Origin of the sequence: Sedimenticola hydrogenitrophicus (genome assembly GCF_029017505.1) — a bacterium.
Classification (GTDB): Bacteria; Pseudomonadota; Gammaproteobacteria; order Chromatiales; family Chromatiaceae; genus Sedimenticola; species Sedimenticola hydrogenitrophicus_A.
Window position 1 is genome coordinate 1 of sequence record NZ_JAQGEI010000027.1, and the last position, 26,720, is coordinate 26,720.

Annotated in this window: 21 protein-coding genes and 1 riboswitch; of the genes, 12 read left to right on the forward strand and 9 right to left on the reverse strand. The window is 59.9% G+C overall.

Annotated elements, in window-relative coordinates; genetic code table 11:
- Positions 1-648 precede the first annotated feature (648 nt).
- From O9K64_RS16040 to O9K64_RS16070, 7 genes are all read left to right on the forward strand, one after another.
- Positions 649-2,277, forward strand: coding sequence for an electron transfer flavoprotein-ubiquinone oxidoreductase (locus O9K64_RS16040; RefSeq protein ID WP_420493178.1), 1,629 nt, complete (start codon positions 649-651; stop codon positions 2,275-2,277).
- A gap of 269 nt (positions 2,278-2,546) precedes the next feature.
- The gene (locus O9K64_RS16045) at positions 2,547-4,334 is read left to right on the forward strand and encodes an acyl-CoA dehydrogenase C-terminal domain-containing protein (RefSeq protein WP_275099105.1); all 1,788 of its coding nucleotides are present in this window, start codon (positions 2,547-2,549) and stop codon (positions 4,332-4,334) included.
- Between the two features lie 72 nt (positions 4,335-4,406).
- Positions 4,407-4,853: a PaaI family thioesterase gene (locus O9K64_RS16050; RefSeq protein ID WP_275099106.1), complete on the forward strand. Its 447-nt coding sequence runs from the start codon at positions 4,407-4,409 to the stop codon at positions 4,851-4,853.
- Positions 4,854-5,200: 347 nt separating this feature from the next.
- Positions 5,201-5,608 carry a chemotaxis protein CheX gene (locus O9K64_RS16055; RefSeq protein WP_335342309.1) on the forward strand — a complete coding sequence of 136 codons (408 nt, stop codon included), beginning with the start codon at positions 5,201-5,203 and terminating at the stop codon, positions 5,606-5,608.
- A gap of 175 nt (positions 5,609-5,783) precedes the next feature.
- A complete protein-coding gene (locus tag O9K64_RS16060) occupies positions 5,784-6,506 on the forward strand; it encodes a hypothetical protein (RefSeq protein ID WP_275099108.1) in 723 nt (240 codons plus the stop codon).
- 208 nt (positions 6,507-6,714) lie between these two features.
- The gene (ppk1, locus tag O9K64_RS16065) at positions 6,715-8,931 is read left to right on the forward strand and encodes a polyphosphate kinase 1 (RefSeq protein WP_275099109.1); all 2,217 of its coding nucleotides are present in this window, start codon (positions 6,715-6,717) and stop codon (positions 8,929-8,931) included.
- Positions 8,932-9,113: 182 nt separating this feature from the next.
- A complete protein-coding gene (locus tag O9K64_RS16070; protein WP_275099110.1) occupies positions 9,114-10,091 on the forward strand; it encodes a DMT family transporter in 978 nt (325 codons plus the stop codon).
- A 253-nt stretch (positions 10,092-10,344) separates the two neighbouring features.
- Here O9K64_RS16070 and O9K64_RS16075 read toward each other — a convergent pair whose 3' ends face one another.
- The 8 genes from O9K64_RS16075 to O9K64_RS16110 form a co-directional block, all read right to left on the reverse strand.
- Positions 10,345-11,451 carry a branched-chain amino acid ABC transporter substrate-binding protein gene (locus O9K64_RS16075; RefSeq protein ID WP_275099111.1) on the reverse strand — a complete coding sequence of 369 codons (1,107 nt, stop codon included), beginning with the start codon at positions 11,449-11,451 and terminating at the stop codon, positions 10,345-10,347.
- A gap of 403 nt (positions 11,452-11,854) precedes the next feature.
- The gene (locus tag O9K64_RS16080) at positions 11,855-12,181 is read right to left on the reverse strand and encodes a DUF6867 family protein (RefSeq protein WP_275099112.1); all 327 of its coding nucleotides are present in this window, start codon (positions 12,179-12,181) and stop codon (positions 11,855-11,857) included.
- Positions 12,178-12,888: an ABC transporter ATP-binding protein gene (locus O9K64_RS16085; protein WP_275099113.1), complete on the reverse strand. Its 711-nt coding sequence runs from the start codon at positions 12,886-12,888 to the stop codon at positions 12,178-12,180. Before O9K64_RS16085 ends, O9K64_RS16080 begins: the two co-directional genes overlap by 4 nt.
- A 1-nt stretch (position 12,889) precedes the next feature.
- Positions 12,890-13,813, reverse strand: a complete 924-nt coding sequence (locus O9K64_RS16090; RefSeq protein ID WP_275099114.1) for an ATP-binding cassette domain-containing protein — start codon at positions 13,811-13,813, stop codon at positions 12,890-12,892.
- The gene (gene livM / locus O9K64_RS16095; RefSeq protein WP_275099115.1) at positions 13,810-15,156 is read right to left on the reverse strand and encodes a high-affinity branched-chain amino acid ABC transporter permease LivM; all 1,347 of its coding nucleotides are present in this window, start codon (positions 15,154-15,156) and stop codon (positions 13,810-13,812) included. The genes O9K64_RS16090 and livM overlap by 4 nt, the downstream gene beginning before the upstream one ends.
- A gap of 5 nt (positions 15,157-15,161) precedes the next feature.
- A complete protein-coding gene (locus tag O9K64_RS16100; RefSeq protein ID WP_275099116.1) occupies positions 15,162-16,076 on the reverse strand; it encodes an ABC transporter permease subunit in 915 nt (304 codons plus the stop codon).
- A gap of 268 nt (positions 16,077-16,344) precedes the next feature.
- Positions 16,345-19,527, reverse strand: coding sequence for a bifunctional proline dehydrogenase/L-glutamate gamma-semialdehyde dehydrogenase PutA (putA, locus tag O9K64_RS16105; RefSeq protein ID WP_275099117.1), 3,183 nt, complete (start codon positions 19,525-19,527; stop codon positions 16,345-16,347).
- Positions 19,528-19,952: 425 nt separating this feature from the next.
- Entirely contained in the window at positions 19,953-20,720 is a 768-nt protein-coding gene (locus tag O9K64_RS16110) for an AraC family transcriptional regulator (RefSeq protein WP_275099118.1), read from the reverse strand.
- A gap of 259 nt (positions 20,721-20,979) precedes the next feature.
- On the opposite strand from O9K64_RS16110, the gene O9K64_RS16115 reads away from it, so the two are divergent.
- The 4 genes from O9K64_RS16115 to cmoB all read left to right on the forward strand — a co-directional run bounded on the left by O9K64_RS16115 (position 20,980) and on the right by cmoB (position 24,706).
- The gene (locus O9K64_RS16115) at positions 20,980-21,774 is read left to right on the forward strand and encodes an alpha/beta fold hydrolase (RefSeq protein ID WP_275099119.1); all 795 of its coding nucleotides are present in this window, start codon (positions 20,980-20,982) and stop codon (positions 21,772-21,774) included.
- 142 nt (positions 21,775-21,916) lie between these two features.
- On the forward strand, positions 21,917-22,912 hold the full coding sequence (locus O9K64_RS16120) for a YhdH/YhfP family quinone oxidoreductase (RefSeq protein WP_275099120.1): 996 nt from the start codon (positions 21,917-21,919) through the stop codon (positions 22,910-22,912).
- Positions 22,913-22,991: 79 nt separating this feature from the next.
- On the forward strand, positions 22,992-23,729 hold the full coding sequence (gene cmoA, locus O9K64_RS16125; protein WP_275099121.1) for a carboxy-S-adenosyl-L-methionine synthase CmoA: 738 nt from the start codon (positions 22,992-22,994) through the stop codon (positions 23,727-23,729).
- Positions 23,729-24,706, forward strand: a complete 978-nt coding sequence (gene cmoB, locus O9K64_RS16130) for a tRNA 5-methoxyuridine(34)/uridine 5-oxyacetic acid(34) synthase CmoB (RefSeq protein WP_275099122.1) — start codon at positions 23,729-23,731, stop codon at positions 24,704-24,706. The genes cmoA and cmoB overlap by 1 nt, the downstream gene beginning before the upstream one ends.
- A gap of 40 nt (positions 24,707-24,746) precedes the next feature.
- On the opposite strand, the gene O9K64_RS16135 is transcribed toward cmoB, so the two are convergent.
- Positions 24,747-25,631 (reverse strand): hypothetical protein, encoded by an 885-nt coding sequence (locus tag O9K64_RS16135; protein ID WP_275099123.1) that lies wholly within the window; start codon positions 25,629-25,631, stop codon positions 24,747-24,749.
- 464 nt (positions 25,632-26,095) lie between these two features.
- Positions 26,096-26,297, forward strand: a riboswitch (cobalamin riboswitch).
- 159 nt (positions 26,298-26,456) lie between these two features.
- On the opposite strand from O9K64_RS16135, the gene O9K64_RS16140 reads away from it, so the two are divergent.
- Positions 26,457-26,681 carry a helix-turn-helix domain-containing protein gene (locus O9K64_RS16140; RefSeq protein ID WP_275099124.1) on the forward strand — a complete coding sequence of 75 codons (225 nt, stop codon included), beginning with the start codon at positions 26,457-26,459 and terminating at the stop codon, positions 26,679-26,681.
- Positions 26,682-26,720 lie beyond the last annotated feature (39 nt).

The following is a 26,720-nucleotide window of genomic DNA, read 5'->3' on the forward strand; positions in this document are numbered from 1 at the left end:
CTGATACGGGTATCAATCCCTACAGGAAACAATAATGAATTATTTTTCATGTTTTAATTATACTAGCTGCACTATTTTGCCTATCTCCATGGAGAAATCAATTAAAAACCGACTCGTAACTACTCATCCGGTCTGTAAGTGATCGGCCTGCTTTGTTGGCCGATCTTGATGGCGCCTCGAATCCGGCCCCTTTTTCAGATTCAAGCCTGCCCTTGTTTGAGCGAAGCGAGTTTTGTCCACGGATGGACTTATGCCGCGGAGGCCATGGATGGCCGGGAGCGGCTTGGGCAGGCACTGAAAATGGGGCCGGATTCGAGGAGATAAGCCATCGTGTGAGGCCGATAAGGCAGGCCAATCACCCCGTGAGCAGTTACCCCGACTCTTTGGTATCTCATAATAACTTTTTATGGTGCGCAAAGGAGTCTACGTATCCGATTACATTAGGTAGTAAACTACGCCGCTAAGTAGGGAAGCGGGGTAGATAAGCGGGTGCACTACACTTCAGCGATCGATGGAACAGTCTCGGATGTTGAAGGAAATTGACCCGTCTGCCCGACTCAGTATAATGACGTTTACGTTAACGTCAACTTTGCTACCTTGGATCATCCGGAAACAACAGCCGGGACAAACACTAAAGGGGGAGTCGCTGTGGAACGCGAAGCGATGGAATTTGATGTTGTGATTGTTGGTGCGGGCCCCGCGGGTCTCTCCGCGGCCATTCGACTGGCCCAGCTGGCCGGTGAAAAAGAGCAGGAGTTGACGATCTGCGTGGTGGAAAAAGGCTCGGAGGTGGGAGCCCATATCCTCTCCGGGGCCGTCCTCGAGCCGCGTGCGCTCGATGAACTGTTTCCGGACTGGAAGGAGCGAGGCGCGCCCCTGGATACCCCCGCCCTGGAGGATCGCTTCCTCTATTTGACGGAAAAAAAATCCATCGCCATGCCCAACCCGCCGCAGATGCACAACAGCGGCAATTACATCATCAGCCTGGGCAACCTCTGCCGCTGGCTGGCGGAGCAGGCGGAGCAACTCGGAGTGGAGATCTTCCCCGGCTTTGCCGCCGCCGAGGTGCTCTATGACGAGCAGGGTGCGGTACGCGGCATCGCCACCGGCGATATGGGGATCAACCGCGCCGGCGAGAAGACCGACAACTATGAACCCGGTATCGAACTGCACGCCAAACAGACCATCTTCTCCGAGGGTTGCCGCGGCTCGCTGACCAAGGAGTTGATGGAACGCTTCAAGCTGCGCGACGGCGTCGATCCCCAGACCTACGGCATCGGCATCAAGGAGCTGTGGGAGATCGATCCGGCCAAGGTCAGACCCGGCTCCATCATGCACAGTATCGGCTGGCCCCTGGACAGTCAGACCTATGGCGGGTCGTTCCTGTACCACCTCTCGGAGAACCAGGTGGTGGTCGGCTTCGTGGTCGGCCTGGATTATAAAAATCCGCACCTGAATCCGTTCGAGGAGTTCCAGCGCTTCAAGACCCACCCCGATATCCGGCCGCTGTTCGAGGGCGGCCGCCGCATCAGTTACGGTGCCCGCGCCCTTTCCGAGGGCGGCTTTCAGTCGATCCCCAAACTCACCTTCCCCGGTGGACTGCTGGTGGGCGATACCGCCGGTTTCCTCAATGTGCCCAAGATCAAGGGTACCCACACCGCCATGAAGAGTGCCATGGTGGCGGCGGAGGCGATCTTCGAGTCGATCGCCGGCGAGGGCCATAAAGAGGTGGATGGCTACCCGCAGCGCCTGCGCCAGAGCTGGCTGTGGGAGGAGCTGAACCAGGTGCGGAACATTCGTCCCGGCTTCAGCAAGGGGCTCTGGTTCGGTCTGTTCAACGCGGCCTTGGAGACCTACCTGTTTCGCGGCAAGGCCCCCTGGACTCTGCACCACCACGCCGACCACGAACAGCTCGGCAAGGCGGCCGACTACCCGCGGATCAACTACCCGAAGCCGGATGGCAAGGTCACCTTTGACCGGCTCTCCTCGGTGTTTATCTCCAACACCAATCATGAGGAGGATCAGCCGGTGCACCTGACACTGAAGGACCCGGAGGTGCCGATCCGGGTCAACCTGGCGCTCTATGACGCCCCCGAACAGCGCTACTGCCCCGCCGGGGTGTACGAAATCATCCGCGAGGAAGGCGCGGAGCCCAGGCTGCAGATCAACGCCCAGAACTGTGTGCACTGCAAGACCTGCGACATCAAGGACCCGACCCAGAATATCCACTGGACCGTCCCGCAGGGCGGCGGAGGTCCCAACTATCCGAATATGTGACCGCCGGGTTACTACTCACGGGGCGATTGTCCTGCCTTGCCGGCCTCACACGATGGCTCGTCCCCTCGAATCCGGCCCCATTTTCAGCGCCTGCCCAAACTCGCTTCGCTCAAACAAGGGCAGGCTTGAATCTGAAAATGGCGCCGGATTCGAGGCGCCATCAAGATCGGCCGGCAAGGCAGGTCAATCACTTACAGACCGGGTGAGTAGTTGCATTGCCGGTCATAGAAAACCGTCATCCAAACAGGCCTTATCAAGAGGAGTCATCCATGCCCAGCTACAAAGCCCCTATCCGTGATCTGCAGTTTGTATTCCATGAACTGCACGAGGCCGACAGGACCCTGAGCGCCCTCCCCGGCTTCGACGAGGTGAGCCCGGATCTGGTGGACGCGATTCTGCAGGAAGGCGGCAAGATCTGCGAGGAGCTGCTGCAACCGTTGAACCAGAGCGGTGACCTGGAGGGGTGCCGTTTCGAGGAGGGCAAGGTGACCACGCCCACGGGGTTCAAGGAGGCCTATCGCACCTTCATCGAGGGCGGCTGGCCCTCGCTGGCGGCCGATCCGGCACTGGGCGGCCAGGGCCTGCCGGAGACCCTCAGCTTCATGCTGGAGGAGATGCTCTGCTCGGCCAACGTCTCTTTCAGCCTCTACCCCGGCCTGACCCGGGGCGCCATCACCGCCCTCAGCCACCACGCCAGTGATGAGCTGAAGAAACAATATCTGCCGAAGATGGTGGAGGGTACCTGGAGTGGCACCATGTGCCTGACCGAACCACATTGCGGCACCGACCTCGGCCTGGTCCGCACACGGGCGGTAGCGAACGGGGATGGCAGCTACGCCATCAGCGGCACCAAGATCTTCATCACCGGCGGCGAGCATGACCTGACGGAGAACATCATCCACCTGGTTCTGGCACGGCTGCCGGACGCCCCGGAGGGGGTGCGCGGCATCAGCCTGTTCCTGGTGCCGAAACGGCTCCCCGACGCCAACAACGAAGCAGTCGGAGAGAATGCCGTCAGCTGCGGTTCGATCGAGCACAAGATGGGGATCAAGGCCTCGGCCACCTGTGTGATGAACTTCGACGGCGCCACCGGCTACCTGGTGGGTCCGGAGAACAAGGGTCTCGCCTGTATGTTCACCATGATGAATTCCGAACGCCTGGCCATCGGCATGCAGGGCCTGGGGCTGGCCGAGGTGGCCTACCAGAACGCGGCTGAATATGCCAAGGAGCGCGTCCAGAGCCGCGCGGCAACCGGCATCAAGGCACCTGACAAGGCCGCCGATCCCCTACTGGTGCACCCGGATATCCGCCGCATGCTGCTCACCACCCGCGCCTACAATGAGGCCGCCCGCGCCCTGGCCAGCTGGACCGCGATCAACATCGATCTGGCCCACCGCCATCCCGACCCGCAGCAGCGCGAGGCGGCGGATGACTATGTCGCCCTGATCACGCCGATCGTCAAGGCGTTCTTCTCCGATTACGGCTACGAGACCACCACCCTCTGCCAGCAGGTCTATGGTGGCCACGGCTATATCCAGGAGTGGGGCATGGAGCAGTTCGTCAGGGATGCCCGCATCGCCCAGATATACGAAGGCACCAACGGCATCCAGGCACTCGACCTGGTGCGGCGCAAACTGTTCATCCACGACGGCCGGCTACCGAAGCGCTTCTTCGCCCTGCTGGACGACTATATTGCCGATAACCGGGGCGATGAAGCGCTTGCGGAATTCATTGACCCGTTGCGCGAGGCCAACACCCTGCTGCAGGAGTTGACCGCCTGGCTGGTAGCCGGGAGTCAGCAGAATCCGGATGAGCTCGGGGCCGCCGCCACCGATTACCTGCGCATCTTCGCCCTGACCACCTTTGCCTGGCTCTGGGCACGCATGGCGCAGCTGGCACGGGCGAGGCTGGCCGACGACAGCAGCGATTTCTACCGGACCAAGATCAACACCGCGCGTTTTTTCATGGGACGTCTCCTGCCCCAGATACAGGGGCTGAATATCGGCATCCGCTCGGGTTCCGGCCTGATGATGGCGTTTGACGAAACCGAGTTCTGATTTACGACCGGCGGTTGCCATAGCCAATGCCACGATGCCCAGCGATACTTGCTTCCACCATCAGGAGTCCTTATGCCGAAAATAACCTGCCAGGATTTTAATCACATTCTGCAGAGCGAGATGACCTGGGCCAGCGATGCGGACATGCGGCTGGAGCGTATCGAGCCCGGTTTGGCGGTCATGCGCCTGCCCTATCACCACGGCAGTACCCGACCGGGCGGCAGCATCTCCGGCCCGCACATGATGATGCTGGCGGACGCCTGCATGTACGCGGTGGTGCTGGGCCTGATCGGCCAGGTGAAACTGGCGGTCACCACCAATTTCAACATCAATTTCCTGCGCAAACCGGAGGAGACCGATCTCCTGGCCGAGGGCAAGATCATCAAGCTCGGCAAACGGCTGGCCATTATGGAGGTCTCCATCAGCGCCGAGACCAGCGGCAAGCTGGTGGCCCACGCCACCGGAACCTACTCGATACCACCCAGGGAGCATACTGATCTGACGAGCATGCTTGAATAGTAATTAAGAATATTATAATTTTATTGATTGTTCATTATCAATGCGGTACACTCTCCCCGTGTGCTTCAATAGCCACAGGTCGGCGGGACTTGGCCAAAGGCAGTATCGTAGTAGCGTCAAGTCCTGCTGTTCCTTCAAATCTCCATCCTCCTTTGGTGGTTAAACGGTTACTTCTGCCCGGCTTCCTCGCCGGGCATTTTTTTTGCCCAGTGACGAGCTTATACCGTAAAGGCCAGGGATGGCCGGGAGCGGCATTCCAAAACATCCGCCAGTGACTTATAATCCCACGCATGAAAGCGGAATTCGTCAATCCATTCCTGAACGCAATCCTTGATGTTCTCGCTACGATGGCCCGCATAGAAGCCAGACCTGGCAAGCCCTATCTCAAAAACGAACGTACCTCGCTTGGCGATGTCAGCGGCCTGATCGGCCTGACCGGCAACCAGATGAAAGGGTCGCTCGCCATCTCGTTTTCCGAACCGGTCATTTTTCAGGTGGCGGAGAATATGCTGGGCGAGCGGGTTGACTCGGTAAATGACCTGGTCACCGACCTGGTGGGTGAAATCACCAATATGGTAACCGGTGGCGCAAAGCGGACGCTGAGCGAGATGGGCTATGACTTTGACCTGGCAATCCCGGGCGTGGTGGCAGGCAAGGACCATGTGATTACACACAAGACCAGCGGCCAGACCATTATTCTCCCCTTTCATACCGATCAGGGTGACTTTTTTGTCGAGATCTGCTTCGAGGGTTGATCTCGTTCCCCGCCCGTTCGCACTATTTTCAGCCCGGCTTTCCAGCAGTGTTTAAACTGACGATAATCGGTCTGTCGTAAACCCCCAGCGGAGATGTCGCCGTAATTTGATTCTGGACACTCACCGAACCACGCTTTCCGGGTACGTCGCGTATCCGCATACAGGAAACCCACCCATGGATAACCGTTTGCCGCAAAAACTCCAGCTTGGCATTGAATACCTCAAGGAAGCGGGATTGAATCTTTTTGCCATTCTCGAGGTCGGGCGATTGCCGGATCGGGTGACCAGCCGGCTCGCCGATTTCGCCTTCCCGCTCTCCCACCGGAGCCGTATCATACTGATCGGCAATGGTGGACGAAGCCTCTGGGAAGCCCTGCCCGCGGAACAGTGGCAACACCCGGATCCGATCGATCGCTACAGCAGCGAGGCCGCTCGCCACTTTGCCGGCCAGGTACTGACCCCGGGTAACTACCAGCTCCTCTACCCCGGCGACACCCCGGTCGCCCTGCAGCAATTGGGGGCCAGCGCCGGCTGGCATACCGCCTCACCGCTGGGGTTGGGTATCAATCCACGATGGGGGCTCTGGTACGCCTACCGCGCGGCGCTGTTGACCAATGACCCGCTGCCGGAAATGCGCCAACCGGCACCGCTCCCCCCCTGTGCCTCCTGTCGCGAAAAGCCCTGTCTTTCCGTCTGTCCGGCCGGGGCGTTGAGTGAAACGGCGACCATCGACATGGAATTATGTGCCGGTTACCGGCTCAGCCCCGATTCCAGTTGTGCCGATCGCTGTCTGGCGCGTCTCAGTTGCCCTGTATCGATCGAACAGCGTTATACTCTGGAGCAGGTCCAGTATCACTATCGACTCTCCCTAGAAACATTGCGACACTACTTCGGTTAAGGGCCCGCGCAAGAATAAGTTCCGGTATTCGGTCGCCCCTGGACCCCGCTGGCGGTGTTACGCTTTTTGGCAAGGGAGCGGCCATTGCCTGCAAAGCGTGCCTTGCCAGCGGGGCCCAGGAACGCCCTCGGTACTACGGAATTATTCTTACGCGGACCCTAACTGTACATTCAGCAGCAACCGCCCGCCCTCACCCATGGAAATGACGATGTCAGATAGCGCAAAAAAGATGGTTACCGAATCAGCAAAACCGCTCCAGCCGGTCAGCGAAGCCGAATCACCCACCCAGGAGAAGATCCCGCTGGACCTGGATTCCAGTGAGTTTTACCTCAACCGTGAGCTGACCTGGCTGGAGTTCAACAAGCGCGTACTGCACGAGGCGGCGGACGAGCGCACACCGCTGCTCGAACGCCTCAAATTCATTGCCATCGTCAGCTCCAACATGGATGAGTTTTTCATGAAGCGGCTGGGCGGCCTGAAGCAGCAGGTCGGCGCCGGTGTAACCACCCTGACGGTGGATGGCCGCACGCCCCAGCAGCAGATCGACGAATCCAGCCGGGTGGTACGGGAAATCGAAGCGCAGATGCGCGAAAACTATCTGGCGGTTACCGCACTGTTACGCGATTACGACATTGCCATTCTCAGCTACGATGAACTGGATAAATCGGACCGCGGCTATCTGCGCAACTACTACTACGAAAACATCTACCCGCTGGTCACCCCCCAGTCCATCGATCCGGCCCATCCGTTCCCGTTCATCTCCAATCTGTCACTGAACCTGCTGGTGCTGGTGCGCTACCCGGGGGACTCCAACAAGACCTCCCTGACCCGTATCAAGGTGCCGGTGGGCGCAGGAATACCACGCTTTCTCAAGCTGAAGAATCGGCGCCACTACGTACCGCTGGAGTATGTGATCGCCAATAACCTGGACATGCTGCTGCCGGAGATGGAGGTGCTCAGCTGTGAAGTGTTCCGGGTCACCCGAAATGCCAACACCGAACGCAGTGAAGAGCATGCCGACGACCTGCTTTCGCTGATCGAATCGGAACTCCGTGAGCGCCGTTTCGCCCCGATCGTGCGCCTGCAGGTACAGAAGGATATGGCACCGGTCCACCGGGGCATGCTCGCCGCCGAGCTGTTTCTGGATGAAGAGAATGACGTATACGAGATCATCAGCATGCCGGCCATGCGGGACCTGTTCGAACTCGCCTCCCTGGATGTTCCGGAACTGCGTGATCCAACCCATAAGCCGATAGATCACCCGGAACTGGTGGACAGCCGCAACATTTTCCATATCATCCGGGAACGCGGTCCGCTGCTGTTGCAACACCCCTATGAGTCGTTCGGGACCTCCGTTGAGCGCTTCCTGAAAGAGGCGAGCATCGACCCCAAGGTGCGCGCCATCAAGATGACCCTGTACCGCACCTCGAGCGATACCAAGGTGGTCGAATACCTGATCAGCGCGGCCCGCAACGGCAAGCAGGTAGCGGTGGTGGTCGAATTGAAGGCGCGTTTCGATGAAGCGGCCAATATCCGTTGGGCAAACCGCATGGAAGAGGCCGGCATCCACGTAACCTATGGCGTGGTTGGCCTCAAAACCCATTCCAAGATCATCCTGGTGGTGCGTAACGACTACAGCGGCATCAAGCGCTATCTGCATATCGGCACCGGCAACTACCACGCCGGCACGGCACGCCTCTATTCCGATCTCGGCCTGCTCACCAACGATGAGGCGCTGGGCCGGGATGCCACCGAGCTGTTCAATTATCTGACCACCGGTTACACCCAGGAGCGCAGTTACCAGAAACTGCTACCCTCGCCAAAGATGCTCAAGTACGCCCTGCTGGCCAAGATCAAACGGGAACGCAAGCTGCACAGCAGCGAAACGCCGGGGCTGATCCAGTTCAAGATGAATGCACTGGAAGATGTCGATATTACCCGCGCCCTCTACGAAGCGGCGCGCGATGGCGTGCGCATCGACCTGATCGTGCGCGACACCTGCCGCTTTCGCCCCGGGATACCGGGGCTCAGCGAGACCGCCCGGGTCATCGGCATTGTCGGGCGGTTTCTGGAACACACCCGGATCTACTATTTCCAGAATGGCGGCGAAGAGGAGTATTTCATCGGTTCGGCCGACGCCATGAAGCGGAATCTGGAATCACGGGTGGAAGTGGTTACCCCGGTAACCGAGAAGAAACTGTGCGACGAGCTCCGTCTCATCCTCGACACCCAGATCAATGATCAGCGTAGCGCCTGGGAGATGCAACCGGACGGCAGTTTCATCCAGCGCCAGCCATCCACCGATGTGGAAGCCGTTGGCTGTCAGCAACTGCTTATCCAGTCCGCCGAGAAACGCGCCAAACAGGCAGCAAAGCTGATCAAGGGAAAGAAGAAAAAACACCATCTGAGAAGAAATCTGATCTGACCACAGGGGAGAAAACACCTGGCAATGACGGTACAGGGAGAAAACACCGCTCGATGACGGCAGCGGTGGTACACGAAATAACGCCAAGCGTGCGTTTTATCGGTTTGTCTCACCACCACAACCCTCTATAATCCTCCGCTTTCAGCCAGTCCAAAAACTGTCCTCCTGCCGGGAGATCCTGGGTGTTCAGCCTTTTCCGTGAATCCGAAAACCGACATATCGGTACGCTCGTGCTGGGCTGCCTGATGATGAGTTCGATGGGTATCTTTGCCAATCAGATCGTGCAGACACACCCGGTGAATGTGGTCTTTCTACGCTTCTTTTTCTGTGTACTCAGTTTTCCGCTGATTGCGCTGATCTGTTACCCGCTGTTTCCCCGAACAACCCGGGCCAAGATCGCGGAGTCGATTGCTTTCGCAAGAAACCAGCCCGGCCTGTGGGTCGTGGTCGGAATCTCCATGGCGCTGGTGGTGGCCCTCTATACCCTGGGCGCGGTCCTGCTGTCGGTGGGTCTGAGCGTGATTCTGCTCTATACCGCCGCCATCTGGTTTCCGCTCACCGAAAAACTGGCCTGCCGCTACCTGTTCCCCGACCTGCGACCCACCCAGTTCAGCGGTGCCTACTACCTGTCGGTTGGCGTCAACCTGCTGGGGCTGGTGACCATCATCCTCGGCACCACCCAGCTCCCCCGCTTCGGTTCGCTGTCGTCGGTGCTGGGGCTGATCTGCGCGGTCACCGCCAGCATCGCCTTCTCCTTCAGCATGGTGCTGGTCCGGGTGATCAAGACCCGGGGGATCAAATGCGAGCAGATGATCGTTGCCAGTTCCTTCATCGGTTCGCTGATCATGCTGCCGGCGCTGTTTCTGCTACCGATCGAGTTGAGCAGCGCAAATCTGTACAACGCCGTCGGCATGGGTTTTGTTGCCACCGCCCTGGGTGGACTGATCTATTTCAAGGGATTCGGCAGTGTTCGCATCACCCTGGCACCGGTGCTGGCCTACCTGGAACCGATCTTCGGGTTCGGCCTGGCCATCCTGATCCTGGCGGAACAGTTCACCCCCACCCTGCTCCTGGGGATGACGATCATTCTCGCCTCCAACGTCGGCTACACGCTGCTCGATCTCTGGCGCAGCCGCCATCTGCTTGCCGGACTGGAGTAACACACCCAGCTCCCGTAGGGTGGGTTAGGCGCGCCCTGCGCAGGGGGTGGCCGTTTGCATTGTGCGGTGCGCGCGCCGTAACCCAACGTTTGGCGATTGCGGCATCGGTGGCTTACGCAGCGTCCGGCCCTTGTCGTGGTTTGTAACTATGCACCGTTAACCCACCCTACAACCCCTTCCATGAAGCCTGACAGCCCCCCAGACAAAAAGCCCGGCAATATGCCGGGCTTTTGGTGGCGTTTATACTCGCTGTTTACAGATAGTCGTAGGTACCGTTTTTCCATTCATAGAGCACGTAACCCGGTGCGGTGACATCGCCCTTCTCATCAAAACCGAATTTGCCCAGTACGGTTTCAAATTCACCATCCTGCAGCGCCTTGATCACCTTCCCGGTGTCGGTGGAACCGGCGGTGGTCACTGCCTGTGCCCAGGCCTGGACGGCGCCATAGGTGTACAGGACATAACCTTCCGGCTCAATACCCTTGCTGCGGAATTTTTCCACCAGCGGTGCGGCCACCGGGTTCTTGCGTGGATCCGGGCTGAAGGTCATCAGGGTGCCCTCGCCGGCGGGGCCGGTGATGGACCAGTACTCGTTGGTCACCAGGGCATCACCGGATACCAGTACGGTATCCATGCCCTGCTCGCGCATCTGCCGGACAATCAGACCGCCCTCGGTGTGGTAACCGCCCAGATACATGATTCCGATATCGCTCTGCTTCATCTTCGAGACCAGCGCGGTGTAATCTTTCTCGCCCGCGGTGATGGCCTCGTACATGGCCGGCTCGCCACCGAGTTTCTTGTACTCGGCCAGCGTGGCATCGGCTAGCCCCTTGCCATAGGCGGTCTTGTCATGGATAAAGGCGATCTTCTTATCGGCAAAGTTCTCTTTGAGGAATTTACCGGCAACCACACCCTGTTGGTCGTCGCGACCACAGACGCGGAATACGTTGTCACCACCCTCTTCGGTCAGTTTCGGGTTGGTGGAGGCCGGAGAGATCATCACGATGCCCTCCTCTTCATACACCTTGGATGCCGGAATGGAGGAGCCGGAGCAGAAGTGCCCCGCCATGAACACGACGCCCTTATTGACCATCTGGTTGGCCACGGCAACGGCCTGCTTCGGATCGCAGGCGTCATCACCCACCTCCAGCGCCAGTTGCTGGCCCAGGACACCGCCGGACGCATTGATATCGGCAACCGCCTGCTCGGCTCCGGCCTTCATCTGCGCGCCGAAACTGGCGTACTGCCCCGTCATCGGGCCGGCGGTGGCAATCGTGATATCGGCCGCGGCCAGCGAACCAAAGCTCATGGTTGCAGCGGTCACCGCGGCAATCATGGACAGTTTGAATGTCTTTTTCATCTCAACATATCTCCTCTAGTACTTTCCCAGTCAAAAATTTATTTATTCCAATCTTCTTATTTCCGCCCGATAGGGACTTAGGGTCTGTCCATAAATAACTACCACATCCTGCTGGTCTTTTCGTCCGCCTTCGGCGTTACGGCAAGACTTACATAGAACGACTATGCGCGCCTTGCCGTGCGACGTGAACGGATTCACTAATGCCGCAGGGGCAGGGATGCCCAGGAGCGGCCTTGAAGGCAAACGCCCCTTCAAGTTAAAAAAAGCCCGGCGCAATAGGCGGCAGTTATTTCTTTCCAGATCCTTATCGGGCAATCACTCGAATCATGAGGAAATGCGCTTCCTGCATAACCCGATGACCCACAATCAAAGAACACGATTAAGTCTAGTCGGTTTCGTCTGATTATTCTTTAATCTCCGTCCAGCTCAGCAGACCGGTGCGTCGGTAGAGCCAGGGATACTGGCTGATCATCCGGTTCACCCGGGTAACACGAAACGCCAGCAGGGCGATGAGGGTGATGGCGGTGGTGTCTATCAGGTAGCCGCCGGGCGAGATCAACTCTCCGCCAAACAGGGCAAACACCAGAAAACGGTCACCGGCCCCCAGCAGCAGGGCATAGATAAACACTTGCCGGAGGGGTCTCCAGGTGATCGCCACCGCTTGCCCCATCATGTAGCCGGCACCACCGAACAGCACCAGGGTGACGCCGATAAATACAGGTATGTTCAATGTCCGCCCTCCAGATAGGCCGCACGCACTTCCGGTCGTTCCAACAGCTCCTTACTTTCTCCCGACAGGGTGATCTCCCCGGTCACCATGACATAGCCCCGGTGGGCCAGTTTCAGTGCATGGAAGGCGTTCTGCTCAACCAGCAACACGGTCACCTTGTCTTTCCGGTTGATCTCCTCGATCACTTCAAAGATCTGTTTCACCACCAACGGCGCCAGGCCCAATGAGGGCTCATCCAGCAGCAGCAGTTTCGGCCGACTCATCATCGCCCGGGCAATGGCCAGCATCTGCTGCTCACCACCGGACAAGGTCCCTCCCCGCTGGTTGGCGCGTTTTTTCAAGATCGGGAACAGGGTCGTCACCCGCTCCAGATCCTGGTCAAAATACTCCTCGTCGGCGACAATCGCCCCCATCTGCAGATTTTCCATCACCGTCATACGGGGAAAGATCCGTCTCCCTTCCGGCGACTGGGCCAGCCCCAGGCGCATGATGGCATGGGTACTCAGGTGGGTAATGTCCTGTCCCAGATAATGGATCGAGCCTCTTGCCGCCCGCGGCGTACCGCAGATGGTCATCAGCAGGGTACTCTTGCCGGCACCGTTGGCGCCGATAAGGGTAACGATTTCACCCGCGTCGACCCTAAGATCGACGCCTTTCAACGCCTCGATGCTGCCGTAGAAGGTATGTAAACCGGATACTTCCAACATCTCAGACGCCCCCTTTATCTGAATCAATGCTATCTGGATCATAATCCTTGCTAATGTCTTCGATGATCTCCGGAGGCAACTCTTCGGTCTCCTCCTCACCGAGATAGGCGCGGATGACATTGGCATCTGAACGGACATAAAGTGGCGTGCCGTCGGAGATCTTGACGCCGTAATCGAGCACAATCACATGGTCGGAGATCTCCATCACCACGCTCATATCGTGCTCGATCAGCAACAGCCCGATATCGTGCTCCTCCTTGATGTAGTTGAGCAGCTTATTGAGTTCGTGTGATTCCGTGGGATTAAGGCCGGCGGCCGGCTCATCCAGGCAGAGTATGGTCGGCCTGATGCACATCGCCCGGGCGATCTCCAGCCGACGCTGAGCGCCATACGGGAGATTACCGGCATTGATATCGGCCAGCGGGGTCAGCCCCACCTTGTCCAGCCAGTAGCTTGCCAGATCGGTCGCCTCCTGCTCTTTCTTACGATAGCCGCCGAGACCGAACAGGCCGGTTACGGTGTAACCGGATGCCTTCATCAGTTCATTGTGCTGGGCGACGATCAGGTTTTCCAGTACCGACATCTCAGAGAACAGACGGATATTCTGGAAGGTCCTCGCCACATGGGCCTTCTGGGCAATGCGGAACCCGTCCATCCGTTCCAGCAGAAAGGATTCACCCCGGGCCCGCAGGGTCAATCTGCCCACGGTCGGCGTGTAAAAACCGGTGATACAGTTGAACAGGGTGGTCTTGCCGGCCCCGTTGGGACCGATGATCGCGGTGATTTCACCCTTGCCCGCGGCAAAGGAGACGTCATCGATCGCAATCAAGCCACCAAATCGCATGGTGAGGTGCTCGACGGTGAGCAGCGGCTCGGCGCCACTGGGAATGACTAGTTCAGGTGGTATGGATGAAACCTGGTTCATTTCATACCCCCTTGGGTAACCGCCTTGATCACCTCCTCTGGCGGCGCCTTGCCCGAATGCAATTTAATGGTGGGTTCACGGTGCGCCAATAGTCCGCGCGGTCTCCACACCATGATGGCGACCATCAGTCCCCCGAAGGCCAGCATGCGATACTCCTCGAGGCCACGGAACAGCTCGGTGCCGCCAATCAACAGCACCGCCGCAATCGCCACACCGACCTGGGACCCCATGCCACCCAGTACCACGATGGCCAGAATCACCGCCGATTCGATAAAGGTGAAGCTCTCCGGGCTGATGAAGGCCTGCCGGGTAGCGAAGAAGGAGCCGGCAAAACCGGCGAACATGGCGCCCAGGGCAAAGGCGGTCAACTTGGTGTTGGTCGGGTTGATACCCAGTGATCGACAGGCGATCTCATCCTCCCGCAACGCCTCCCAGGCACGTCCGATCGGCATCTTGCGGATACGCAGGGTAAAGAAGTTGGTGAACAGCGCCAATATGAGAATCAGATAGTAGAGGAAGATCAGGCGATGCATGGTGGAGTAATCGAGATTGAAAAACTGATGGAAGGTCTGTTCACCCTCCGCCGCCGTGCGTTTCAGTTCCAGTCCGAAGAAGGTGGGGCGCGGGATACCGGAAATGCCGTCCGGCCCATTGGTGAAGCTATACCAGTTGAGCAGGATCACCCGGATAATCTCACCGAAGCCCAGGGTCACAATGGCCAGATAATCACCCCGCAGCCGCAGTACCGGGAACCCGAGCAGTACACCGAAGCCGGCGGCACAGAGTCCGGCCAGCGGCAGGCAGACCCAGAAGGAGAGATCGAAATAGAAGGCAAACAGGGCGTAGGAGTAGGCCCCCACGGCATAGAATGCCACGTAGCCGAGGTCCAGCAATCCGGCGAGTCCGACAACGATATTGAGCCCCCAGCCCAGCATCACATAGATCAGCACATAGGTGGCCACATCCACCACATAGCGATCGGCAAAGGGCAGCAGCGGCAGGGCCAGGGCAAAAGCGATGAAGAGGGGCCCGCCGATGGTGGAAAAGCGTTGCACGATGATCGCCGCACGATGCTCGGCTTTTTTCCGATCCCGTTGCACGGGTTGTCCGCCCGCTTTCCATTCACGCCGGAGGGCAAACAGCAGGCGCCCGACGAATACCGACACCACCGCCAGCACCACCAGTGGCCAGCGCGTGGTAATACCGAGCCCCGTGGTGGTATCCACCGTGCGCAGTCCGAGCATGACTATGGTCAGTCCCAATGCCACCAGGGCGGCGATAGCGGACTCTTTCAACAACGCGGTAATATCGATGCCGCGCAGCCTGTTGTTGTTTTCATTCATGATGCCTACACCTTCTCGATTTCCGGTCTACCCAACAAACCGGTCGGCCTGAATATCAGCACCAGGACCAGAATAGCGAAGGCCGCCACATCCTTGTACTCAATGGTGAAGTAGGCGGACCAGAAGGTCTCGATCAAGCCGATCAGCAGGCCACCCAGCATGGCCCCGGGCAGTGAACCGATACCGCCGAGTACCGCCGCGGTAAACGCCTTGATTCCGGCCAGGAAACCGATATAGAAATCGATCACGCCATAGTAGAGGACGAACAGCATACCGGCGACTGCCGCCAGTGCGGCACCCATCACGAAGGTCAGGGAGATGGTCCGGTCGACATTGATCCCGAGCAGCGCCGACATGGTCCGGTCCTGCTCACAGCCGCGTTGCGCACGGCCCAGTGAAGTACGCGAAATCAGCAGGGCGAAGGCGGTCATCAGTATGATGGTCAGCAGCACAATCACGATCTGCAGATAGCTGACGGTGATGGAGAAGATGCCCCCTTCCAGAAAGGTAAAGCCGCCGGAGATGACCGGCGGGATGGGCCGCACCCGCGCCCCCTGCAGCAGCTGGACATAGTTCTGCAGAAAAATCGACATGCCGATGGCGGAGATCAGCGGCGCCAGCCGGAACGAGCCGCGGAGCGGTCGGTAGGCCAGGCGTTCGACGGTCCAACCATAGATGGAGGCGATGAGCATGGAGACCAGCAGCACCAGCAAAAGCGCCAGTGGAATCCAGGTGATGCCGACAATACCGAGAACCAAAAAAGCGATCAACGATAGAAAGGCGCCGATCATAAAGATATCGCCATGGGCGAAATTGATCATGCCGATGATACCGTAGACCATGGTGTAACCAATGGCGATCAGACCGTAAATCGACCCGAGCGTGACGCCGTTGATTAACTGCTGGATAAAATATTCCATGAGCTCCTCACCCGTCTATTATTTTCATCATACAGTTGCAGATCGACCCGGTGGATAACGGTCAACACTGTATGCCTTTGATGGCTTGTGGCCGTGCGGTACTCTACCGCTTTATAGTTATTATTGACAATAATGCCAACTGTCACATGCTCACGCCCATCCATGGGCTCTGTGGTATAACGCCTTCCCTGGGCACATCCGCTCCCGGCCACCCACGGCCTTCGCGGTATAACTCCATCCCTGGATAAATACGTTCCCGGTATAGGGATTAGCGGATTACGCTGTTCTCAAGAGAGAGCAGCGTGGCATTACCACCGATGGCGGTGGTATTGATGGTGCGTGTTCTTTCGGTGGCAAAGCGCAGCAGATAGTGCGGACCGCCCGCCTTGGGACCGGTGCCGGAGAGGCCGAGGCCGCCAAACGGTTGCACCCCGACCACCGCACCGATCTGGTTTCGGTTGATATAGACATTGCCTACGCGTACCTTGGTGTCGATACGGCGGCTGGTGGTTTCATTACGTGAATGTATGCCCAGGGTGAGGCCATAACCGGAGTCGTTGATCTGGGCAATCACATCGTCCAGGCGGGACGCCGGGTAACGGATCACATGCAGGATGGGCCCAAAATGCTCCTTGTCGAGCTGCCCCATGCCCGCTATCTCAAACGCCACCGGCGCCACAAAGCTGCCGGCCTCGGCATTCAGCGGCAGCGGGGCCTCGGCAATCAGGCTCGCCTGCTCGCGCATCTCGGCAATATGCTGCTGCAGCGCGCGACGTGCCGCGTCGTCAATCACCGGGCCCACGTCGGTATCCAGCTCGCAGGGATTCCCAACCTTCAGTTCCGCCATCGCCCCCTTGAGCAGCTCCAGCATGCGCCCGGCCACATCCTCCTGAATGAACAGCACCCGCAGGGCGGAGCAGCGTTGCCCGGCGCTGGTGAAGGCGGAAGAGATCACATCCTTGATCACCTGCTCCGGCAGCGCGGTACTGTCGACGATCATGGCGTTCTGGCCGCCGGTCTCCGCCACCAGGGTGGCGATCGGACCGTTGCGCTCCGCCAGTGAGCGATTGATCAGCCGCGCCGTCTCGGTGGAACCGGTAAAGGCCACACCGGTGATGCGTTCATCGGCGGTGAGCAGCGGACCAATGCGGCTGCCCGCGCCCGGCAGCAGCTGCAACACCCGGCCCGGGATACCGGCCTGATGGAACAGCGCCACCGCGCGGGCGGCGATCAGACTGGTCTGTTCCGCCGGCTTGGCGATCACACAGTTGCCAGCCGCCAGGGCGGCCATGATCTGGCCGGTGAAGATCGCCAGGGGGAAGTTCCAGGGACTGATGCAGACAAACACGCCCCGGCCCTGCAGGTAAAGTTCATTGGACTCGCCGGTGGGGCCATCCAGGGTCAGCGCCGAGCCGAACAACTGCCGCGCCTGCTGGGCGTAATAGCGGCAGAAATCCACCGCCTCGCGCACTTCATCGATGCCATCCTGAATCGCCTTGCCGGCTTCCAGGTGGCAGAGTGCGATAAGCTCCGCCCGGTGGCTCTCCAACAGCTCCGCCGCCCGTTCCAGGGCCTCGGCGCGCTTCTCCACCGGGGTGGCGTTCCAGCCGGCAAAGGCCCCATGGGCCGCGGCGATTGCCTGTTCAGTGGTCTGCGCATCCGCCTCGAACAGACTGCCGACATGGATCACCCGGTCAAACGGCGCGTGAACCTGCCTTAGCTCGCCGATTTCGATCCGCTGACCATTGATCACCGGGGCGGCATGCCAGGAGTGGCTGAAGAATGCCTGCACCTCCCGCTGCAGTGGCAGCCACTGATCATCCACATTGATATTGACGCCACGGGAGTTGACGCGCCCCTGGCTATAGATATGCTCCGGCAACGGAATCCGCTCATTGGCCAGGGTGGCGTAGCGGCAGAGCTGGGTCACCGGATGCTCGGTCAGGGACTCCACCGGGGTTTTCTGGTCGATCAGCCGGTGCACGAAAGAGGAGTTGGCACCGTTTTCCAGCAGCCGGCGTACCAGATAGGGCAGCAGATCCTTGTGGCTGCCGACCGGTGCATAGATCCGCACATGGCAGTTGTAACGCTCCATGACCGTGTTATAGAGGGCATCGCCCATGCCGTGCAGCCGCTGAAATTCATACTCATTGTGGCTCGCCATGCTGATGACACTGGCCACCGTGTGGGCATTGTGACTGGCGAACTGGGGATAGAGCCGCCCCCGCACCTGCTCGCTCAACAGGAAGCGGGCACAGACCAGATAGGAGACATCGGTCGCCTCCTTGCGGGTGAACACCGGGTAACCCTCCAGGCCCAGCTGCTGGGCATGTTTGATCTCACTATCCCAGTAGGCCCCTTTCACCAGACGTACCGGAATTGGATCGCCCTGCGCGTTGGCCAGTGCCGCCAGCCAGCAGAGCACCGGCAACGCGCGCTTCGAATAGGCCTGCACCACCAGGCCCAGATTGCCCCAGCCGCGACTGATTCCCTCGCGGTAGAGCCGTTCGAACAGATTCAGCGACAGCTCGAGCCGGTCGGCCTCCTCGGCATCGATGGTGATACCCACGTCCAGTTCCCGGGCCATCTCGATCAGCGCCAGCATGCGCTCGCGCAGTTCGCTCATCACCCGCTGCTCCTGCGACTTTTCATAGCGGGGATGCAGGGCGGAGAGTTTGATCGAGATGGTGGGACGCGGGGACTTGTCGGCGGGGAAGGTATCCTTGCCCACGGCCTGGATGGCGCGGGAATAGGCCTGGAAATAGTGCTCAGCATCCTGGCCGGTCAGGGCCGCCTCCCCCAGCATATCGTAGGAGTAGGTATAACCGGCCTCGCGGTTCTTGCGGCTGTTGGTCAGTGCCTCGCTGATGGTGCGACCGAGCACAAACTGCTTGCCCATGATCTTCATCGCCTGATGCATCGCCTGACGCACCACCGGTTCGCTCAGCCGGTTGACCAGCCGGTTGATAATACTGGCCGGCTCATCCTCGATCCCGGCATCCAGGGTGATCACCTTGCCGGTCAGCAACAAGCCCCAGGTGGAGGCATTCACCAGCAGCGACTTGCTCTGCTTCAGGTGCATCTTCCAATCGGCAATGGTCAGCTTGTCCTTGATCAGGGCATCGGCGGTGGCGCTGTCGGGGATACGCATCAGCGCCTCGGCGAGACACATCAGCAACACCCCTTCACGGGTATCCAGACTGTACTCCAGCAGCAGGGCGTCGATCATGTGCATGGCGTCGTCCCGCTCGCGCACGGCCCTGACCAGCGCGGCGCTCTCCCGGGTGGTCTTGTCCAGCAGCTCCTGGGTGGGTGTGACCAGCGGAATCAGCTCCTCCAGCAGTTGCGTCTCATCCATGCAATACATAGCGCTGATATGGGGCTTGAGCTGGTCGGGAGCTTGCTGGATGGTGGCGGCATCCAAGGCGGAACTGACGTTAAATAAGGGCATCACAACACCTGACTCCTCGGGACGGACTTAGGACCTGTCAATAAATAACTATCACATCTTGCTGGTCTTTTCGTCCGCCTTCGGCGTTACGGCAAGACTTACATAGAACGACTATGCGCGCCTTGCCGTGCCTTGAAGGCAAACGGCCGCTTCAATAAAATCTGTGGCCGGCGCAATCTGTAACAGTTATTTCTTTCCTGGCCCTTAACTGGAAAATCGGCCTGTCACCTTTAGTAAAACTGTAACATGCAATCTCGGATGCGCCAGACTAGCGTTGAGCATGGCGCACTTCTTACAGAATGCTACGTTTTTTTATCGGAATCCTATGCCAGATAGCCCACAACGCACGAATAACGCCGGTAAACGGGCGCCCGGGGATCGGCTTTCCCGAGTATCAGTTATTGCTGAAAAAATAAAAAACGGAATTACTGCTTGAGCCGATATTGCCGCGGCGTGATGTCGTTGTGCTGTTTGAACACATGGGCGAAGGCGCTCTGACTGGAGAATCCGGTCTGCACACTGACATCGCTCAACGGCAGCCGGGTGCTCTCCAGGAGAAATTTGGCATGTTGCAGACGTTGCCGGGTGATGTACTGATTCGGGGTTACCCCGGCCTCCTCCCGGAACACGCTGAAAAAGTGGCTCGGACTCATACAGGAGAGCAGCGCCAGCTCCCGCACCAGCATCTTCTGATTGAGATTCGCCTGGATATAGGCGTCGAGCACTTCCATGTTGAGCCGTTTTGAAGGGCGTCGCTCCGCTTGCCGGCCGGCGCGCCGGGAGAGCAGTTGCAGCAGACAGACGCCAAAACTGCGCGCCAGGGACTCATCCTCGGGGTAGCTTCGCATCTCCTTGACCGAGAGCTGCAGCAGCTGGCGCACCATGGGATCCACCCTGAAAAAACCTGATCGATCAAAAAGTTCCGACAGGCAGTTCAACTCCACCTGGTCCAGCGGCTCGGCCGGTCGATCCTGCACCGGCACATTCAGCACCAGGATTTCGTTACTGTCGAGACCACTGAAGGTGTGGCTCAGCGAGGACGGGATCAGGCAACCGAGCTGATTGCAGACCAGATCGCCGCGGCCCTCCACCTCGAATTCCGCCCGCCCCTGCACGCCCAGGATAATCTGGTGGTACAGATGGTCATGTTCGACACTCTGTTTCGGTAACTGGATAACTTGTGTGTTCAGCATATGTGCTCTTCTGAACCTATGACCAAACATTAGCCGCGGTTTTTGGCCGCTTCGCAAGCCTGCTCGATCCGACCGGTAGGCCGGACGCTAAAGAATACCCCCATTAGCTGTATCAATAAACCCATTAATGCCAACACCCCATCCCGGGGCGTCAACCGTCCGGTGGACACCGGGAAAACAATGTTCGAAACCCGGTTGTTGCGCTGCAACCCAGCGGTTAAAGTGGGCGGTCATTTCAGCGAAAGGCCGTCACACACCCATGTATTCCGAACAGGCAAGCGACGACCGGGGAGTGGGCACGCCCCTGATCCTGCTGCACAGCTCCATGAGTGACCGGACCCAATGGCGCAAGCTGGGCGAACAGCTGCTGAGCCGCTACCGGGTGATCGCCATCGACCTGTACGGTTACGGTAAGAGCGAATACCCGCCCGCTCCCGGGCGCTTCACCCTGGACGAAGAGGCGCAGCGGGTGGCCACGATCATCCGGCAACGCCTGGGGGATCGCCGCTTCCACCTGATCGGTCACTCATACGGCGGCGCCATCGCGCTCCGTCTCACCCATGAACAGCCGTCCAGCGTCCTGTCTCTGGGGCTGTACGAGCCGGTGGCGTTTCACCTGTTGGAGGACGACGATCCGGCGCACCGAATCATCCGCCAGGTGGCGGAGCGGGTGGCGGAATGCCTGGCGGCCGGGAATACGGCCGCCGCCACCGCGCACTTTATCGACTTCTGGAGCTGTCCGGGTACCTACCAGGGGCTCCCGGCGGAGCGGCAGCAGATGCTGGACCGTTACGTTGCCAAGGTGTCCCTGGATTTTCAGGCGCTGCTGCGGGAACCCCTCAAGGCGGCGGATTACCGGAACCTGACAGCGCCGGTCTGTCTGCTGCGCAGTCGGGAGAGCCCCCTGCCGACCCGCCGCATCGCCGAGATCCTGGAACAGACCCTGCCCCGGCTGGAGTCCCACTGGGTCCGCGGCGGACACATGGCCCCGATCAGCAACGCCGGGGAGGTGAATCCGCACTGGATAGACTTTCTCGATCGCATCTGCGCCTAAGGGCCCGCGAGCGACCCAGTCGATCACTACCACCGGCTTGCCTGGAGCACCCCCGGTTGCTAGTTTGATAACAGATCTCGGACTCGTGGCGCTGACCCGCACGCGACAGGTTAACCCCCACCGTACTGACAGGAGATGGATGATGAGCGAAAACCAATTTCGCGCCTTGGTCGTTGAAGAGGCCGAAGCGAAAAAATACCTCTGCGGCATCAAAACCCGCGCAATTGACGATCTACCGGCCGGCGAAGTGCTGGTACGGGTGCACTACTCCGCACTGAATTACAAGGATGCCCTCTCATCGGTCGGCAACAAGGGGGTGACCCGCCACTATCCCCATACCCCGGGGATCGACGCGGCGGGCACCGTCGCCGCCAGCGAGCACGCCGACTTCGCGGTGGGCGACGAGGTGATCGTCACCAGCTATGACCTGGGCATGAACACCGACGGCGCCCTGGCCGAGTATATCCGCGTACCGGCGGCCTGGGTGATCCAGCGGCCACCGAACCTGAGCCTGAGGGAGGCCATGATGTTCGGTACCGCCGGCCTGACCGCCGGGCTGATGATGGATGCCCTGGTAAAGCACGGCGTCACCCCCGAACGCGGGCCGGTGCTGGTCACCGGTGCCACCGGCGGGGTGGGCAGCCTGGCGGTGGCGATGCTCGCCAAGGCCGGCTTCACAGTCACCGCCGTCACCGGCAAGGCGGATGCCGCCGACTTCCTCAAGTCCCTCGGCGCCGGCGAGGTGGTCACCCGGGGGACCGTTATCGAGACCGAACGCCCGCTGCTCAAGGAGCAGTGGGCCGGGGTCATCGATGTGGTGGGCGGCGACATGCTCGCCAGCGCCCTCAAGGCGACCCGCTATGGCGGCACCGTCACCTGTGCCGGGCTGGTGGGCTCCCCGGAACTCCACACTACCGTGTTCCCGTTCATCCTGCGCGGCATCTCGCTGATCGGTATCGACTCGGCCGAGTGCCCCATGGCAACCCGGTTGGCGGTCTGGGAGCGCATGGCCGGCGAGTGGAAACCGGACTGCCTGGAGACCCTGACCACCGAAATCACCCTGGACGAGGTGGCGGAACGGTTGCAGGCCATCCTCCAGGGCCAGAGCCACGGCCACTACCTGGTCAGGATAGCCTGACAGCTGCCCATTTGGGGTTATAATCGGCCACCCGCCCGGCGCGGGTGGCCATCCCTCTTCCAGACCATCGACCACCAGCATGAAGCGTGACGCAGAACAGGACAAGGTCTACTCGACCCGCAGAGAGCAGGTGGACGAATTCGTCTTCGACCGGCAGGTAGCGCGGGTATTTACCGACATGATCGGGCGCTCGGTGCCCGGCTATGACAGCGTGATCAACCTCAGCAGCGTGCTGGCGGCGCAATACGTACAACCGGACAGCGTCTGTTACGACCTGGGCTGTTCCCTGGGTGCTACCGCACAGGCGTTGCGGCACGGCATCCGGGTGCCGGGCTGCCGCATCGTCGCGGTGGACAATTCACCGGCCATGCTGGAGCAGGCGGTAAAGCGATTGCCGGCGGCGGCGGACCGGACACCCATCGATTTCATCTGCGCCGACATCGCGGAGATGGCGTTCGACAACGCCTCCCTGGTGACCCTCAACTTTACCCTGCAGTTTATCCCGCTGGCACAGCGCAGTACGCTGCTGAGCCGTATCCACGCCGGACTGCGGCCGGGCGGCATCCTGATCCTCTCGGAGAAGATCCGCTTCGATGACCCGCAGGAGGAGCAGCTGCAGATCGAGATGCACCACGCCTTCAAACGGGCCAATGGCTATAACGACCTGGAGATCAGCCAGAAGCGCAGCGCCCTGGACAATGTCCTGATCCCGGAGACGCTCGAACAGCACCGGACCCGGCTGAAACAGGCCGGCTTCCGGCGCGCCGATCTCTGGTTCCAGTGTTTCAACTTTGTCTCCCTGGTGGCACGAGGGTGATGATCGACTATCAGGCACTCTATCGGTCGATGCAGACCCACGGGCTGGGAGCCTGGGCGGAACAGTTGCCGGGGCAGCTGGAACAGCATTTCACCCAGCGTCCGCATGGCGATCTGGAGCACTGGCTCTCTGTCATTGCCCGACTTCCGGTACTGGAACCGGGAGTGGTGACACTGGACCGCTCCCAGGTCGGTGCCGCCGGCACCCGGCCGCTGACGGAGACCGAACAACGGACGATCCAGGCACTGCTCCAGGAGTTGCACCCCTGGCGCAAGGGACCGTACCGGATCCACGGTATCCCGATCGATACCGAGTGGCGCTCGGACTGGAAATGGGACCGGGTGAGCCCCCACATCACTCCGCTGGCGGGCAGAAGCGTGCTCGATATCGGCTGCGGCAACGGTTATCACTGCTGGCGCATGGCCGGTGAGGGGGCCGGTCTGGTGATCGGCATCGACCCGACCCAGCTGTTCCTGGCCCAGTTCCTCGCCATACGCCATTTTCTGGGGAACTCCTGGCCGGTGCACCTGCTGCCGCTGGGCATCGAGCATCTGCCGCCCGACCTGGGCGCCTTCGACACGGTCTTCTCCATGGGCGTGCTCTATCACCGACGCTCCCCCATCGACCACCTCTATGAGTTGAAGGCGACCCTGCGTGCAGGGGGCGAACTGGTTCTGGAGACCCTGGTGATCGAGGGCGAGCAGGGTCGGGTACTGGTACCGGAGGGCCGTTACGCCAAGATGCGCAACGTCTGGTTCATTCCCACCCCGGCCACCCTAGCGGGCTGGCTGGAACGCTGTGGCTTCCGCGACGTGCGGGTGGTGGATGTGACCCCCACCAGTACCCGGGAACAGCGTGCCACCGACTGGATGCGCTTCGAATCCCTGACCGACTATCTCGATCCGGCCGATCCCGGCCGCACGCTAGAGGGTCATCCGGCACCCACGCGGGCGGTCCTGGTGGCCACCGCACCCTGAAGTTGGTTCGTAGGTCGCACGTTACGTTACGCCAACAGCGCTATCTGCCCCCCGCCGCCAGCTTCAGGGCCTGCTCGATGCCATCCGGTGCATCGGATATCTTCATGAAGGTGGTCATGGTCAGATCGGGGAAGCTCTGGGCAATACGGAACTTGCCGTGCAGCATGTAGACCTTGCCGCCCGAGACCAGCAGATCATAGGGCAGATGGGCGGTATGCCGCATCTCGGCCTGATCGATAATCTGCATCACCGGCGCGTCCGCCCCGGTGCCCTGCTTCACCGCCACATTGAACAGTGACTCCTCCTTGCCGATCACATCCACCCGGGAGATCAGGGTCACCCCCCCTTTACCGGCGGCCAGGCCCGCCTCGACGGCGTCCAGCGCCGCCTGGTGAGAATCATAGCTGGCCAGCTCCACCTGATCGTCAAAATAGGGCATGAACATCATGTAGTGATATTCGCGCAGGTTCTCCACCGTGCGGCCACCCTCCGAACCGAAGGTTTTCTCCCGCCCCAGGGCAGCCTGCAGACGGTCGGACACCGTCTTGAAATCACCCGCCATGCGGTAGACATTGCCCATCCACCGCGGATCGGTATAGCTGACCTGTACGGCCCCGCCCTGCTCCGTCAGGGAGACCCGGAGGGCCGCACCATAGCCACCCAGGGGGGACCCCGCGGCCTGCTTGCGCAGACTCTCATCGGTAATGATCAGGATATGCGCCCCGGCATAGGGAACATATTCACCGGCGATGGAAAAACCCGCCTGACCCAGTGCCGCCTGGACCGATTGCAGCTTGGCCTCCAGCGGAGTCTGGCTCGTCTCCGCCAGGACAAAGGGCCTGAGCCGCTCCGCGTCCTGGGCCATGAGGGAAAAACTGGTTAACAAGAGTGACAGCAGCACGGCTGCAAGATGAACAGATCGCATGGTTTCCTCCCAAGATTGTGATGGGCCTTTGCACCGGCCTCTTTTATCTGCTCACGGGGGTGAGCGATACAAATCTAGCAGATCGATCCTGAGAATGACATTCGATATTTTTGATTTGGCAATAAGCCGTCGAACACCAAGACCCTGGGATTGACAGGTTTTTGTATGCCGGCCAGGGACCGGGCAACGGCACTACCACTGAGTAGAGCAGGGCCAAGTCATCTAAACGCGCAAATGCTTGAAAGAGAGGATATGACTGCTTGATTGGCGGGTGTCCGCGGCCATGGATGGCCGCGGCAAGCCCCCAGGAGGAGTGGTACAGGGATGTACCGTTTACGGAGCGGAGGATGCAATGGGTTTACGGCGTCCCGGCAAGCAAGCAGACAGATACTCGCCCCGCCCGAAGTTAGATGACGTCGTCCTGCTGCGTGGAGCAACGCACCTTGCGTTGATCAGCGGGCTGTCGCTAGAATGGGCGCGATGGTTCCGACCGGCGTCAGCCGATGGGATTAAAAAGGGAACACGGGAGGGGAAACCCGAGCCGTGGCTGCCCCCGCAACTGTAGGCGGAGAGTTCATGTCATCTTGCCACTGGAGAGATCCGGGAAGGCGACATCCGAACAGCGACCCGCGAGCCAGGAGACCTGCCATCGACCATTCACCTTTTCACTGGGGCGGGGTGTCCCAAAGGAACCAGACCATGACGAACCTGCACTATCCGGCGGTGTGCCTGACCCGCCAACATCTTACCTGCCTGCGCCATCCGCTGACCGACGCTCTGTAAACCGTCGCGGCCGCCTTCATTCCCGATTTCGCAGGAAGCAACATGCATTACAGTGACCCCGAGGCGTTTGCCCAACGCCTGAACAGCTGCCTCCATCAGGCCCGTATCTCGCAACTGGAGCTGGCCAACCGGACCGGTCTCAAGCCGAGTCAGATCAACCACTTCTGCTGCGGCAGACGGCTACCCAATCTCCGCAACTTCACCAAGATCTGTCGCTCCCTGCCGGGCGCCGATCCCCGTTTTCTGATGGGGCTGAAAGAGGGTTGATCGCGATTTTGCATTCGCGCCCGATATTGGCCATGCTAC